Source organism: Pseudomonas sp. NPDC078700 (assembly GCF_044542375.1).
GTDB lineage: Bacteria > Pseudomonadota > Gammaproteobacteria > Pseudomonadales > Pseudomonadaceae > Aquipseudomonas.
The window spans coordinates 945,839-960,529 of the sequence record NZ_JBITUI010000002.1 but is presented as its reverse complement, the minus strand read 5'-3'; the positions used below and the strand labels follow the sequence as shown (position 1 = coordinate 960,529).

The following is a 14,691-nucleotide window of genomic DNA, read 5'->3' as shown; positions in this document are numbered from 1 at the left end:
ATAAAACGCCGCGAATCGATTCGCGGCGTTTGTTTCAATGAGCGTTAAAGACTGTCAGTACATTGCACCAAGCCATGACATTGAGCTGGCGAAACATCGACCCCCTGTTAATTGGCATGAACGCTTTAAAAGAAAGCGCCTTACTCGCGAGCGGTCACTTAACATCATTCTTGCGCAGCGCTTCGGCACTATCAGGCTAATGACTCTCGAACTGCACAATGCGCCCATCGCGCAGTCACCCATGCACATCAATAGACCGGCCAAGCTGTAGCTCTGCATCGCTTAAATGCTTATATGCAAGCGCTTGCTGCGCTATCGTAATGCCCAGATACTGACGTTCCACAAACCAAAGGAATCCCTTGCATGGCAGCTAGTAGCCTTTTAGCCCTCCTCGATGACATTGCAACGGTGCTTGACGATGTGTCTTTGATGACCAAAGTCGCCGCCAAGAAAACCGCCGGGGTTTTGGGCGATGATCTGGCGCTCAACGCCCAGCAAGTTACCGGCGTACGTGCTGACCGCGAGCTTCCTGTGGTGTGGGCCGTTACCAAAGGATCCCTGCGCAATAAATTGATTCTAGTGCCAGCTGCGTTGGTCATCAGCGCTGTAGCACCGTGGGCGGTAACCCCGATACTGATGCTCGGCGGCACCTATCTGTGCTTTGAGGGTTTCGAAAAAATCACCCACAAATTTCTCCACCCCAAGGAAGACGACAAACAAGAGAGAACTGAGCTGATCGAAGCTGCGAGTAAATCGCCAGAAGAGATCAAAGCCTTCGAGAAACAAAAGATTGGCGGGGCTATTCGCACCGACTTCATCCTGTCCGCCGAAATTATTGCGATTACCTTGGGCACCGTCGCCGGTGCACCGCTGACTCAACAAATTGTCGTGGTTTCAGGCATTGCCCTGGTAATGACGCTTGGCGTGTACGGCCTTGTCGCTGGTATCGTCAAGCTCGATGATGCTGGCCTCTACTTGAACCAGCTTGAGGGTGAAGGTTTTTTTACCCGGGCTATGCGCAGTTTTGGCCACGGCATCTTGGTTGCCGCGCCTTACATGATGAAAGGTTTGTCGATTATCGGCACCATCGCAATGTTCTTGGTCGGTGGCGGCATCCTTACCCACGGCATTCCAGTAGCCCACCACTGGGTAGAGCAAACGTCAGAGCATCTGGCAGCCAGTTCGGGTATTGAGTTTATGAGCAGTGTGGTGCCTGTGCTGCTTAATGGCGTTGTGGGGATAATCCTGGGCGCAATCGCGCTCGCGGTTGTCACGCTGCTGAGTAAGCTGTGGAAAGCCATCAAAAGGTAATGAAAGATGTTTTTGTGGGTGAACAACGCAAAGCCTGTCCACCCAGTTCCAAGCCAAAAATCAATCATCGCGCTGTAAGCGGTGGATGGGGAAAGCGCCATCCACCCTTGTACGCAGCCTGCCTAAACTCACTCAGCCGGCTTGCTGCATGATCACCGTTTGCGCAGGCATTGGTGCTGGGAAGCCTGCCTCGCCCAAGGCATCCTTGATCATCTTGTTGGTGTCGAAATACACCTGCCAATAGTTATCAGTATGGCAATACGGCCGCACCGCCATCACCGGCCCGACCAAGTTGAACTCCAGTATCTCGACATCAACTGCTGGCTCAGCAAGCACATTATCAATACCGGCAATGCGCTCCCTAAGCAACGCGGCCGCGGCTTTGTAATCTGCTGCGCCAGAAAGCTGGGCTTTGAGATCGACCCGGCGAAAGGTGTTATGGGAAAAGTTCTGGATGTTGTCACTGAAGATTTTGTTGTTGCCCACCAGCGTTAATACATTATCTGGGGTGTTGATAGCGGTGACGAATAAACCAATTTCGGTGACGGTACCGGTCACACCGCCCGCACAGATAAAGTCGCCGACCTTGAATGGGCGCAAGATGATTATGAATCCGCCTGCTGCAAGATTTGCAAGCAACCCTGACCAAGCCATACCAATCGCCAGACCAATAGCCGCGATGAGTGCAGCAAAGGTTGTGGTCTGCACGCCGAAGTAGCCGAGAATGCCGATCACCAGCAAAATATTCAGGGTTACGGTGATGAAGTTACCCACGTAACGCAGCACTGTCGGATCAACATGCTGTCGTCCCAAGCCTTTTTGCACCAAGCCCACGGCAAAGTTAATCAGCCAACGGCCAATGACCCAAAAGGCCACAGCTGAGAGAATTTTTATGGCAAACGCGGCACCGTACTGCGTGACCAAGTTGTACAGCGCGTTCATTTTTTCCGTGCCCACATTTACGATGGTTGTATCGTCCATGGCCTTGCTCCAATAAGGGATAGGTACAGTTACCCTTAAAAAAGCTAGCACGGGGAAAAATATTTGCGAGATTTAGCAGTTAGCCCTGTGCGATGGCACCGTCCTCGGTGAGCGGCAGCACTGTCACTTGCACATCCGGGTCGTGGCCGCCCCCGCCAAGAATAACGCCATGCAGGGGCGATACATCGGCAAAGTCGCGTCCCCAAGCCAAGGTGATGTGCTCGAGCGCCGGGCGGATGTTATTGGTCGGATCAAAGTCGACCCAACCATGATCCGGGCAAAACACCGAGACCCAGGCATGGGAAGCGTCGGCACCGATCAGCCTAGGCTGCCCCGGTGGCGGCTGTGTGAGCAAATAACCGCTGACATAACGTGCAGCCACGCCTTGGGAACGCAAACAAGCCAGCATCAAATGGGCAAAGTCCTGACACACGCCTCGCCGCTCTTCCAGCACCTGCAACAAGGGGGTCGCCACCTGCGTGGCGACTGCGTCAAAGGTGAACTCAGTAAATATCTTGTTCATTAGCGCCTGAGCGGCCAATAACAATGGCTTGCCCGGCACAAAGCAGTCGGCCGAATACGTGGCAAAACTGTGTTTAAGCTGGACATAGGGAGACTGGAAGCGAAACCGACAAGCATCTAACAAATCGGCAGACATTCGCGTCCCGCTGTAACGCATCGCAGCGCAGGCATCTTCCCAAGCGGGCGAGTCTTGCAAGCTGATACTTGGCCGTGCCAACACATCCAAACGCATCTGAGCGCTGACCTTCAGCGAATCATGGGGACGTTCAAAAACCAAGCGCGTTAACGGGTTGCCAAATACATCTAGGCCATCATGGCGCATGCACGGCGTGGGGCTGACTTCAAGCTGGCACTGATGTTTGACCTGCCAAGTGCAATCGCGTGGCACCAGGTGTGCCAATTGTTGCGAAAGTGAAACCGTGGCCGAATAGCTGTAGTGCGTGTCATGGATGATCTGATAGCGCGCCAACTGGAGTTCGGGCACTTCGCTGTGCATCTGCTTAACGCTCATGACGACTGTGTCCGCTGACTGGCATCCACGTGCACGAAGAAGCGCAGCGCCAGTTGGTCTGAAGTTTCTGCGCTAGCCTGCGCAATTGTTTCAAGCAGCTGCGCCAACCCATTCAATACCGCCCGCACACTGCTTGGCCCGAACAGGGAGTTTTCCAACGTGGCAAGACTGAAGCCGCTGAGCTGCCGCTCCAAGCTGGCCAGGCGTGATGAGCCAGGCAGGTCGAAACGTTCTACCAACCTCGCATGAGAGCTAACCAGGGTGCGCAATTGAAATAGCACCGCGTGGGGGTTTTGATCGTCTAGCAACAGCAGGTCCAAAACCGGTATCAACTGGGCGGTTGCAAGGTAACGAGTGCGGTAAGTGATGCTGCTGTTACCCAGCTCCAGTAACCACTCCAGCGCAGATTGGTCATCGGCCATTGGGCTGCGAATAAAGCTGGCGATACTTTCGCTCATAAACTGCAGGCGCTCGATACAGCGCCCAATCATCAAAAAGCGCCAGCCATCGTCACGGGTCATGTCGTCCAGAGCAAAGCCGGAGAGTGCTGCCAGCGACATCACCAAGCCATTTAAGAAATCCAGCGCCTCACCAAAGTCCGCCTGCTGAACTTCAAGTTCTTGCGCCTCAATCTGTAATTCCAACAAAGCCTGCCAGTTGGCCTGCGAAAGTTTGCCGCGCACACTTCCGGCGGTCCAAATCAGACGCTGCAAATTGGTCCGCAGACTGGCGGGCCAGTCATCACCGAGCAAGGCCTGCTCAAGTCGCTGCTCTAACGTTTCGCCATCTTCTGCATCTGGCAATAGGCCCAGGCGCTCACCCAGGTTCAATGCGGCTTCAAGGGCATTCGGATCGTCGTCATCATCAACATAACGTGACAGCATGATGCGCAACAGACGAGCATTGTCCTCGCTGCGTGAGCTGTAACGCCCAAACCAAAACAGATTTTCAACCACCCGCGAGGGCAAGTAAGGGTCACTGCGAACTAAATCGGCGACGCCTAAAGGACGCGTGCCCTGCCAGGATTCGCCACCACTGCTGCGACTGCCCAGCACCCAGGTATCTTTACTGGCACCGCCGCGCTGCATCGACACCACTTCTGCATCCGCTTGACCGGCAACGCGCGTCAGCCCGCCAGGCATTACTCGATAGCCCTTGGGCCCGGCAACTGCAAATACGCGCATGCCAATTGCCCGCGGTTGCAAGCTGCGCTGCTCACTCTGCCAAATCGGTGCCTGTGACAGCTGCGCAATTTCTTGGGCGACATAGGCGTAAGGTCTGCTTTTTAGACGCTCCGCCAGCGCATCGCGCTGCTTCTCGTCAAGCTCATGGCCAAATACAGGGGCAAAATTTTGTGAGGGAAAACTCGGCCGAATCAATAACTCAGAAAGCTTATCAAGCGCCTCTTCCAATACCGGCGGCTCTCCGCACCACCAGCTGGCAATGCTCGGCAGCAGCAAAGATTCACCCAGTAGCTTTTCACTGATGGCGGGCAGAAAACCCGAAAAACCAGGCGACTCAAGGACACCACTGCCGAGTGCGTTGGTGACCAGCACTCGCCCCTGCCGTACCGCGTCAAGCAAACCGGGCACGCCGAGTGCCGAATCAATACGCAGTTCCAGAGGGTCGCAAAAATCATCATCCAATCGGCGTAAAATCGCATGAACCCGACGCAAGCCGGCCAATGTCTTCAGGTACACCGTGGCATCGCGTACGGTTAAGTCCGTACCTTCAACCAAGGGATAACCCAGTTGCCGGGCGAGATACAGGTGTTCGAAGTAACTTTCATTGAGACGCCCTGCTGTTAGCACCACAACCAGCGGCGTTTCACCGTCAGCCGCAGGCGCTTGTCTGGCGATGGTTTCTTGCAAGGTGCGGAAAAACCCTGCCAGATACTGAACACGCATATCACGGAACAGATCAGGGAAGGCGCGCGATACTATTTGGCGGTTTTCCAGTGCATAACCTGCACCTGACGGGGCTTGGGTTCTATCTGCGGTGACCCACCAACGCCCATCAGGGGCGCGAGCGAGATCAACCGCATAGATATGCAAATAGGTTGCATCAGGTACTTCTATGCCTTGGCATGGCCAAAGAAAGTTGTTGTGGCCAAATACCAGTTCTGCGGGAAGCAAGCCGTCAGCCAGCAAGCTTTGTGGGCCATAAATGTCAGCCAATACCTGATTAAGCAGGTCCGCTCGCTGAGCGACACCTTTGGCGATTACCTGCCATTCATCTGCGGTGACCACGTGGGGCAGCAGATCCAGCTCCCAAGGTCGATCCGCACCTTCGGGGTCTGCATACACGTTGTATGTGATGCCGTTTTCTTGAATTTGCCGCGCCAGTAGGTCCTGACGCTGTTGCAACTGAAACGGTGTGCTACGCCGCAGTTGCTCAACGATTCGCCGCCAATGAGGTCGCACTTGCCCGTCAGCATCTAGCAGTTCATGGTAAGCCGCATCATTGAGCGGGTAGTCGGCAAGCAGATCAGCCATCAAAATCTCGGACAGTCATTTACACAGGCAAATTTTAGCATTTGCGCTCGCCCAAATACTCAGGTCAGGGTAGCTGACCTGAGTATTTTTGGGCATTTGTTGAGCGCCCTAACTAAAGACTAGTCTTTGCGACTTGCTGGACCAAGCCGAAGATCGAGGGTCATCGGCAACTCAGTGTTTGCAATCACGGGCATTGGCGAGCGCTTGCCAGGACTATGGCCAAGCCTGAAGAAACGTGCCAAGCGCCTGCTTTCAGCCTCGTACGCATTAACCGGCAGCGTTTCGTAATTGCGGCCACCTGGGTGTGCAACGTGATACTGGCAGCCACCCAAGGAGCGATTCATCCAGGTATCGAACACATCGAACACCAAGGGCGCATGCACACCAATGGTTGGTTGCAAACAGTTGGCGGGCTGCCAGGCACGATAACGAACACCGGCCACAAACTCACCGACCTTGCCCGTGGCGTGCAAAGGTACAGGCACGCCGTTACAGGTAATCACATAGCGATCCGGGGTCATGCCGCGTACTTTGATTTGCATGCGCTCAAGGGATGAATCGACATACCGTACAGTCCCGCCTGCGGTGCCCTCCTCGCCCAGCACATGCCAAGGCTCAAGCGCTTGGCGCAACTCCAAGTCGATGCCTTTGACATTGAAGTCGCCAGCTTTAGGAAAGCGGAACTCAAAGTGTGGCGCAAACCACTCTGCTCGGAATTTATAGCCCTCTGCGTTTAAATCCTGAATTACATCATTGAAGTCCTGTTCAACATAGTGCGACAGCAAGAAGCGGTCATGCAGTTCAGTGCCCCAGCGCACCAGCCTTGCGGGTTGATAAGGCTGTTTCCAGAACCGCGCTACCAAGGCGCGCAGTAATAACTGTTGAGCCAAACTCATTTGCGCATGGGGCGGCATTTCAAAAGCACGCAGTTCCAGCAGACCAAGACGCCCCGAGGCGGAATCTGGCGAGTAGAGCTTGTCGATACAGAACTCAGCGCGGTGGGTGTTACCCGTTACATCAACCAACAGGTTACGCAGCAACCGGTCGACCAACCAAGGGGCACACTCTTTACCCGGTTCTGGCATCTGCGCAAAGGCAACCTCCAACTCGTACAGCGCGTCATTGCGCGCTTCATCCACACGCGGTGCTTGCGATGTCGGGCCAATAAACAAACCGGAAAACAGGTACGAAAGCGAAGGGTGATTGTGCCAATAGCTGATCAAGCTTCTCAATAAGTCAGGCCGGCGTAAGAACGGTGAATCCGGCGGTGTCGCACCGCCTAAAACAAAGTGATTACCGCCACCCGTACCGGTATGGCGGCCATCGATCATGAATTTTTCGCTGCTTAGACGGCACTGACGGGCAGTCTCATAGAGAAACTCAGTGCGCTCGACCAACTCATCCCAGCTTGCAGCGGGATGAATATTGACCTCAATCACACCCGGATCCGGGGTCACCCGAAAGAACTGCAAGCGCGGATCAACTGGCGGCTCATACCCTTCAAGTATCACTGGGCAATCAAGTTCGCCAGCCGTGGCCTCAATGGCCGCAACCAGTTCGAGATAATCTTCCAGCCGCACCAATGGCGGCATAAACAGGTACAAGCGGCCTTCACGGGGCTCTGCACACAGCGCGGTACGCACAATATCGTCGGCCGATTTATTCAGCTGCGGACGCTTTGTCGATGCCTTTTGACTGCCTTGCCATACGCCACGTAGTTGACTCTGCACCTGTGCTGCGCCCGGAAGTGGCGCCAACCGCTGTGAAGGATCAGGCGGATTCACATAGGGGTAATCGGCCTTGCTGACCCAGGGCTGTGACTCCAGCGGCAAGCGATACCCCAGCGGCGAGTCACCGGGAATCAGCCAGCAGTGCTCCTCACGCAAGTACCAACTGCCTGTCAGCCACTGGGTCTCAGCGGCGTTACGTGCCAAAGGCAAGACATGCCCGATGACTTTATCCAACCCCTGCTGAAAAACCTTGCGCAAGCGTTCTCGGTCCAATGGGTCAGCCAGGCGTGGATCACTTGGCGTGACGTTGCTCGGCAACTTGCGCTCACGCCATAAGAAATAGAAACCATCTTCATAGGCAGGGAATCGGTGCTCAGCCGAAATACCCAAGCGTCCGGCAAGGGTTTTCAAGAAGGTCGCAGCAAGGGCCTCATCAGCACCATAGTCATTGTGCTCATCAGCATACAACTTGGCGTCACGCCAGACGGGCTGGCCATCACGGCGCCAGAAACAGTTCAAGGACCAGCGCGGCAATTGCTCGCCCGGGTACCACTTGCCCTGCCCATAATGCACCAGCGCGTTCGGCGCATAGTGCTCGCGCAAACGATGAAACAGATCCGCCGCCAGCAGCCGCTTGTTAGGCCCCAGCGCCGCAGTATTCCACTCAGCGTCGTCCGGGTAATCAAGCGCCACGAAGGTCGGCTCTCCACCCATGGTCAAGCGAACATCCCTGTCTTTGAGCTCGGCGTCTATTTGCTTTCCAAGGCTATTGATCGCCAGCCACTGCGCTTCGCTGTAGGGTTTGGTTACGCGCGGTGCCTCCCAAATACGCTCAACACGCATCTCATGGGAGAACTCGCACTCACATTCATCAACAGCGCCACTGATTGGCGCAGCGGATGAAGGCTCTGGACTGCAGGCCAGAGGAATATGGCCCTCGCCCGCAAATAATCCACTTGTAGGGTCCAAGCCAACCCAGCCCGCTCCCGGTAAGTAAACCTCGCACCAAGCGTGCAGATCGGTGAAGTCGACATCCGTACCCGAAGGCCCATCTAGCGACTTGACGTCAGCGGTTAGCTGAATCAGGTACCCCGAGGCAAAGCGTGCTGCCAGGCCCAATTGACGCAATAGCTGCACCATCAGCCACGCGGTGTCACGGCATGAGCCCGAGGCGTTTTTCAGGGTCTGCTCGGGCGTCTGCACGCCGGGTTCCATGCGGATCAGGTACTTAATATCAGCCGCCAAGCGCTGATTGATCGCCACTAGGAAGTCGATACTCGGCAGCGGATCACGGGAGATACCCGCAAGATACTTGGCAAAGAGCGGCGTGCTCGGCAAGGTCACCAAATACGGTGCAAGCTCGCGCTGCTCACTTTCTGTGTAGGTGAACGGGATTTTTTCAGCGTAGGGTTCTAAAAAGAAATCGAAGGGGTTGAAGACCGCCATCTCAGCAACCAGATCAACCTCAACCTTTAATTCATTGGTTTTCTCTGGGAATACCAAGCGCGCCAGGTAGTTGCCCTGCGGGTCTTGCTGCCAGTTGATGAAGTGCTCGCCCGGCTCAACGTTCAGCGCATAGGACAGCACCCGCGTGCGACTATGGGGCGCTGGACGCAAACGCACAATCTGCGGGCCTAGAGTGACTGCCCGGTCATACCGGTAATGGCTAACGTGATGTAATGCGATATGTATCGACACAGCGGGCCTCCTGCTTGCCTGGGCGACAACGATGCTGCGCAAAACTTATGCCAGAGCCCATTCACTGCGACTTTCACTCTGGGATGGCGCTGGAGGTCACGTAAATGAGCACCAGAATCGCGCAGCAGCACATCGGTTAATGATCATACGCACAAATGTGGGTCTAACACCTGCCAGACGCTTTCAATTAAAAGATTGCCTTGAAGACATTACAGCTCAATGCGTCGCGGGGCAGCGAACTGCCCGCAATAAATGTGTGCGCCTTGGCGATGCGAACAACCAGGCACCAGCAAACTACGCAGCCGTCCACGCATCCGGTAACATCAGCACACTCACGAAAAGAGATGCGGCATGTATATCTATCGACTCGTGCTAATTCTGGTGGTGGGGATTTATCTGTTCTCCCCGGCCATCATGGATTGGTGGATTGACCCAAATGGTGCGTGGTACCGGCCTTATCTGCTTTGGCTGATTCTGATCGTGGTGACATTTATTCTGCAGAGTCAACGAGATGCCGATGAGCTTTAGTCTTGGCCAACTGATTCTTATCAGTGCGGCTTACCTGCTTATGCTGTTTGGTGTGGCCTGGGCCAGTGAACACGGGTTGATTCCCCGAAAGATCATCCGTCACCCCCTGACCTACACCCTTTCATTGGGGGTCTACGCCAGTGCTTGGGCTTTCTACGGCACTGTTGGCTTGGCCTACCAATATGGTTACGGTTTTTTAGCCAGCTATTTAGGCGTATCGGGCGCATTCCTGCTGGCACCGGTACTGCTTTATCCGATTTTACGCATCACCCGAACCTATCAGTTGTCATCGCTGGCTGACTTATTTGCCTTTCGCTTTCGCAGCACCTGGGCCGGCGCGCTGACCACTATTTTCATGTTTATTGGCGTGTTACCCCTGCTGGCACTGCAGATCCAGTCTGTTGCAGACACCATCAGCATTCTCACTCATGAGCCCATGCAGGCACGTGTAGCAATCAGCTTCTGCGTGCTGATGATTCTCTTCACCATCCTGTTCGGCGCACGCCATATCGCTACACGTGAAAAACATGAAGGTTTGGTTTTCGCGATAGCCTTTGAGTCAATCGTTAAACTGGCGTCGATCAGCGCCATCGGCCTCTATGCACTGTATGCCGTGTTTAACGGCCCCCACGACCTCGAACAGTGGCTGGTGCAAAATCAGGCGGCGCTAACCAGCCTGCACACACCGTTGCAAGAGGGACCATGGCGCACCCTGCTGTTGGTGTTTTTCGCGTCTGCGATTGTGATGCCGCACATGTACCACATGACCTTCACGGAAAATATCAACCCAAGGGCAATGGTTAGCGCCAGTTGGGGCTTACCGCTATTTCTATTGTTAATGAGCTTGGCTGTACCGCTCATTCTCTGGGCCGGTCTCAAACTTGGCGCAACCACTAACCCGGAATACTTCACGCTGGGTTTGGGCATGGCAGTTAACAGCCCGACACTGGTGTTGATTGCCTATGTCGGCGGGTTATCCGCCTCCAGCGGGTTAATTATTGTGACCACCCTGGCGCTCTCGGGCATGCTGCTCAACCATGTGGTGTTACCGCTGTACCAGCCGCCAGCTGAGGGTAATATCTACCGCTGGCTGAAATGGACCCGGCGCGCACTAATCGTCTTGGTTATTATGACCGGCTATGGCTTTTATGCCTTGTTGCGTGCCGAGCAAGACCTTGCCAACTTGGGCATTGTCGCCTTCGTTGCCACCTTACAGTTTCTTCCGGGCGTGCTTTCGGTTCTGTATTGGCCAACGGCCAACCGGCGTGGCTTTATTGCCGGATTGCTGGCGGGTATTTCGGTCTGGGCAGTCAGCATGTTGATGCCACTGCTAGGCAACTTGCAGAACATTTACCTGCCTGTCGTCGACATGGTGTATGTGCTCAATGACAGCAGCTGGCACCTGGCTGCAACTGGCTCTCTGGCCGCCAACGTCCTGATATTCACCTTGGTGTCGTTGTTTAGCGAAGCCAGCGAAGAAGAAAAAAGTGCCGCAGAAGCCTGCGCGGTTGATAACGTGCGGCGTCCGCAGCGGCGCGAACTGTTGGCTTCATCCCCCCAGGAGTTCGCCACTCAACTTGCCAAGCCACTGGGTGCCAAAACGGCACAACGTGAGATTGAGCAAGCGTTACGTGACCTGCATTTACCCTTCGATGAAAGTCGCCCTTATGCCTTGCGTCGCCTGCGGGACCGCATTGAAGCCAATTTATCCGGATTGATGGGCCCAAGCGTGTCGCAGGATATCGTTGAAACCTTTCTACCCTTTAAAAGTGGCAGCGAAGCGTACGTAACCGAAGACATACACTTTATAGAGAGCCGGCTGGAAGACTACCACTCACGCCTCACCGGTCTTGCCGCAGAGCTGGATGCGCTGCGCCGTTATCACCGGCAAACCTTGCAAGAACTGCCGATGGGCGTCTGTTCGCTGGCTAAAGACCAAGAAATCCTGATGTGGAACAAAGCCATGGAGGAACTCACGGATATCCCGGCGCAGCGTGTGGTCGGTTCACGCCTGGGTACATTGAGTGAACCTTGGCGCGGCCTGCTGACCAATTTTGTCGAACTGCCCGACCAACATCTGCACAAGCACCCTTTAACTGAAGAGGGCATGATCCGTTGGCTAAGCCTGCACAAGGCCGCGATCATTGAACCGCTCGCCCCCGGCAATAGCGGCTTGGTGATTCTGCTTGAAGACATGACCGACACCCAGGTGCTCGAAGACAAACTGGTGCATTCCGAACGACTGGCCAGCATTGGCCGATTGGCAGCCGGGGTGGCCCATGAGATTGGCAACCCAATTACCGGCATTGCCTGCTTGGCGCAAAATCTGCGTGAGGAGCGCGAAGAGGATGGCGAGCTGACTGAAATCAGCCAGCAGATCATCGAGCAGACCAAACGGGTTTCAAGAATTGTCCAGTCATTGATGAGCTTTGCCCACTCAGGCTCCCATCAACATGCCGATGAACCGGTATGTTTAGCTGAAGTGGCGCAAGATGCCATTGGCCTGCTCTCATTAAACCGGCAAAGTATTGAAGTACATTTTTATAATTTGTGTGATTCCGATCATTGGGTCATGGGTGATCCGCAACGACTGGCACAGGTGTTAATCAACCTGTTGTCCAACGCTCGTGACGCCTCCTCTGCCGATACCGCTATTCGCGTCAAGACTGAGGCTTTCGAGCATACAGTGGACCTTATTGTCGAAGACGAAGGCAGCGGCATACCCAAGGCGATCATGGACCGGTTATTCGAACCCTTTTTCACCACCAAAGATCCTGGTAGTGGAACCGGACTTGGCCTTGCGCTGGTCTATTCCATCGTGGAAGAGCATTATGGACAAATAACAATCGACAGCCCGGCTGATACCGAACTGCAACGGGGCACCCGAATCAGGGTGACGCTGCCGCGGCATGTTGAAGCGACGTCAATAGCGACTTAAACCAGCGACCTGAGACCGTCGAGAGACCGAATTAATGCCTCATATTTTGATCGTCGAAGACGAAACTATTATCCGCTCTGCCCTGCGCCGCCTACTGGAGCGCAATCAATACGAAGTCAGCGAGGCCGGATCAGTACAAGAAGCGCAAGAGCGTTTCAGTATTCCCAGCTTTGACCTGATTGTCAGTGACCTGCGCCTGCCTGGTGCGCCCGGCACCGAGTTGATAAAACTCGGTGAAGGCACCCCTGTACTCATCATGACCAGCTACGCGAGTCTGCGCTCAGCTGTCGATTCGATGAAAATGGGCGCAGTCGACTACATTGCCAAGCCGTTCGACCATGACGAAATGCTCCAGGCCGTCGCACGCATCCTGCGTGATCATCAGGCACTTAAGAGCAACCTGAGCGCGCCCCCCGAACGTAACACTGGGTCAGTGGCCGAAAAGGCAACCAACAACAGTAATGGCGAGATCGGCATCATTGGCTCATCGCCATCAATGCTTGAGCTCTACAGCAAAATTCGTAAAGTCGCGCCGACAGACTCCAATGTCTTGGTCCAAGGCGAGTCTGGCACTGGTAAAGAGCTGGTCGCCCGCGCCCTGCACAACCTGTCCAGGCGTGCGAAAGCGCCACTGATCTCAGTTAACTGTGCAGCGATCCCCGAAACCCTGATTGAGTCCGAACTCTTTGGTCACGAAAAAGGTGCCTTTACTGGTGCCAGCGCGGCACGGGCGGGCTTGGTTGAGGCGGCAGATGGCGGCACTCTGTTTCTCGATGAGATCGGCGAGTTACCCCTCGAAGCTCAAGCGCGGCTGTTACGTGTGCTGCAAGAGGGCGAAATCCGCCGAGTCGGCTCTGTGCAGTCACAAAAGGTCGATGTGCGCCTGATAGCCGCGACCCACCGCGATTTAAAAACCCTGGCCAAAACCGGGCAGTTTCGTGAAGACCTTTATTACCGCCTGCATGTCATTGCCCTAAAGCTTCCCGCACTGCGCGAACGCGGCAAGGACGTATTAGAAATCGCCCAGGCATTTCTTCAGCGTCAATCTGCCCGTATCGGCCGCGACGACCTGCACTTTGCTGCAAGCGCTGAACACGCAATACGCCAATACCCGTGGCCCGGTAACGTTCGCGAACTTGAAAATGCTATCGAGCGTGCGGTGATTCTGTGCGAAAGCCCACTGATTACTGCTGAACTGCTTGGTATTGATGTTGAGCTCGATGACATGGAGGACGATGACTTTGACAGCAGCATGTCGAGCAGCGCCCAAACCAGCAGCAATAGCCATGAGCCGACTGAAGACCTATCGCTTGAAGACTACTTCCAGCACTTCGTCCTTGAGCATCAGGACCACATGACCGAAACCGAGTTGGCGCGTAAATTAGGCATAAGCCGCAAATGCTTGTGGGAGCGTCGTCAGCGCTTGGGCATTCCACGGCGCAAATCAGGTGCGGTGAGCGGGTAACAACAGGACACGGACGCAGCAAAAGGGTTCCGCAGACTGTTACCGTTTCAATACTTAGTAACAAAAGCCGGGAGTTACGGTAACGTCACCCGGCTTTTTTCTAGCTACCGAATCTGACTGAAATCGCTAAAGCGTTGATTTTAAAGGGTTTTAAAAAGTTGGCACGACGAATGCTTTATCTATTGCACAACAACAATAACAAGCAGCAAACAAGATAATAAAAATAAAACGTAACGACTCCAGTACAACAAAAACAACAGGACAGGAGGCGCAGAAAACTGATTCTTTTGGAGAGGATATGCTTTTGGGGCTTGCCCCGCGACCAGGTAGAGAACAATAAAACTGCTTATAAGCAGCACCTGAACTGGTTGGATCACGGAATGATCATTGCAATGTCAGCATCCAAAGAAATCCGTTTGCTATTAACTCCCAACTTGGGAGGTTTTCCTGAGGTCTTAGGCCAAAAGGAACGGGCAACTCAACAAAAACAACAAGCCCGAAATAATAATAAA

The 14,691-nt window shown here is 54.5% G+C and carries 8 protein-coding genes; 4 read left to right on the top strand and 4 right to left on the bottom strand.

Annotated elements, in window-relative coordinates:
• Positions 1 to 363: 363 nt before the first annotated feature.
• Positions 364 to 1,311: a DUF808 domain-containing protein gene (locus ACIGCM_RS10165; RefSeq protein ID WP_397501916.1), complete on the top strand. Its 948-nt coding sequence runs from the start codon at positions 364 to 366 to the stop codon at positions 1,309 to 1,311.
• A 132-nt stretch (positions 1,312 to 1,443) separates the two neighbouring features.
• On the opposite strand, the gene ACIGCM_RS10160 is transcribed toward ACIGCM_RS10165, so the two are convergent.
• The 4 genes from ACIGCM_RS10160 to ACIGCM_RS10145 form a co-directional block, all read right to left on the bottom strand.
• Complete coding sequence (locus ACIGCM_RS10160) at positions 1,444 to 2,292, bottom strand: mechanosensitive ion channel family protein (RefSeq protein ID WP_397501915.1); 849 nt, start codon at positions 2,290 to 2,292, stop codon at positions 1,444 to 1,446.
• Between the two features lie 79 nt (positions 2,293 to 2,371).
• The gene (locus tag ACIGCM_RS10155; protein ID WP_397501914.1) at positions 2,372 to 3,325 is read right to left on the bottom strand and encodes a transglutaminase domain-containing protein; all 954 of its coding nucleotides are present in this window, start codon (positions 3,323 to 3,325) and stop codon (positions 2,372 to 2,374) included.
• Entirely contained in the window at positions 3,322 to 5,820 is a 2,499-nt protein-coding gene (locus ACIGCM_RS10150) for a circularly permuted type 2 ATP-grasp protein (protein WP_397501913.1), read from the bottom strand. The genes ACIGCM_RS10155 and ACIGCM_RS10150 overlap by 4 nt, the downstream gene beginning before the upstream one ends.
• A gap of 119 nt (positions 5,821 to 5,939) precedes the next feature.
• Positions 5,940 to 9,248, bottom strand: coding sequence for a DUF2126 domain-containing protein (locus ACIGCM_RS10145; protein WP_397501912.1), 3,309 nt, complete (start codon positions 9,246 to 9,248; stop codon positions 5,940 to 5,942).
• 351 nt (positions 9,249 to 9,599) lie between these two features.
• On the opposite strand from ACIGCM_RS10145, the gene ACIGCM_RS10140 reads away from it, so the two are divergent.
• From ACIGCM_RS10140 to ACIGCM_RS10130, 3 genes are read left to right on the top strand one after another with little or no spacing between them, the layout of a single operon-like run.
• Complete coding sequence (locus tag ACIGCM_RS10140) at positions 9,600 to 9,776, top strand: hypothetical protein (protein ID WP_003244646.1); 177 nt, start codon at positions 9,600 to 9,602, stop codon at positions 9,774 to 9,776.
• The gene (locus tag ACIGCM_RS10135) at positions 9,760 to 12,714 is read left to right on the top strand and encodes a sensor histidine kinase (protein ID WP_397501911.1); all 2,955 of its coding nucleotides are present in this window, start codon (positions 9,760 to 9,762) and stop codon (positions 12,712 to 12,714) included. Before ACIGCM_RS10140 ends, ACIGCM_RS10135 begins: the two co-directional genes overlap by 17 nt.
• Before the next feature lie 34 nt (positions 12,715 to 12,748).
• Positions 12,749 to 14,179, top strand: coding sequence for a sigma-54-dependent transcriptional regulator (locus ACIGCM_RS10130; protein ID WP_397501910.1), 1,431 nt, complete (start codon positions 12,749 to 12,751; stop codon positions 14,177 to 14,179).
• Positions 14,180 to 14,691: the final 512 nt, after the last annotated feature.

What these genes read in the sequence shown, in the direction of transcription:
- ACIGCM_RS10155 (WP_397501914.1), bottom strand. Translation starts at nt 3,325, where the DNA reads ATGAGCGTTAAGCAGATGCACAGCGAAGTGCCCGAACTCCAGTTGGCG.
- ACIGCM_RS10165 (WP_397501916.1), top strand. Translation starts at nt 364, where the DNA reads ATGGCAGCTAGTAGCCTTTTAGCCCTCCTCGATGACATTGCAACGGTG.
- ACIGCM_RS10130 (WP_397501910.1), top strand. Translation starts at nt 12,749, where the DNA reads ATGCCTCATATTTTGATCGTCGAAGACGAAACTATTATCCGCTCTGCC.
- ACIGCM_RS10140 (WP_003244646.1), top strand. Translation starts at nt 9,600, where the DNA reads ATGTATATCTATCGACTCGTGCTAATTCTGGTGGTGGGGATTTATCTG.
- ACIGCM_RS10150 (WP_397501913.1), bottom strand. Translation starts at nt 5,820, where the DNA reads ATGGCTGATCTGCTTGCCGACTACCCGCTCAATGATGCGGCTTACCAT.
- ACIGCM_RS10135 (WP_397501911.1), top strand. Translation starts at nt 9,760, where the DNA reads ATGCCGATGAGCTTTAGTCTTGGCCAACTGATTCTTATCAGTGCGGCT.
- ACIGCM_RS10160 (WP_397501915.1), bottom strand. Translation starts at nt 2,292, where the DNA reads ATGGACGATACAACCATCGTAAATGTGGGCACGGAAAAAATGAACGCG.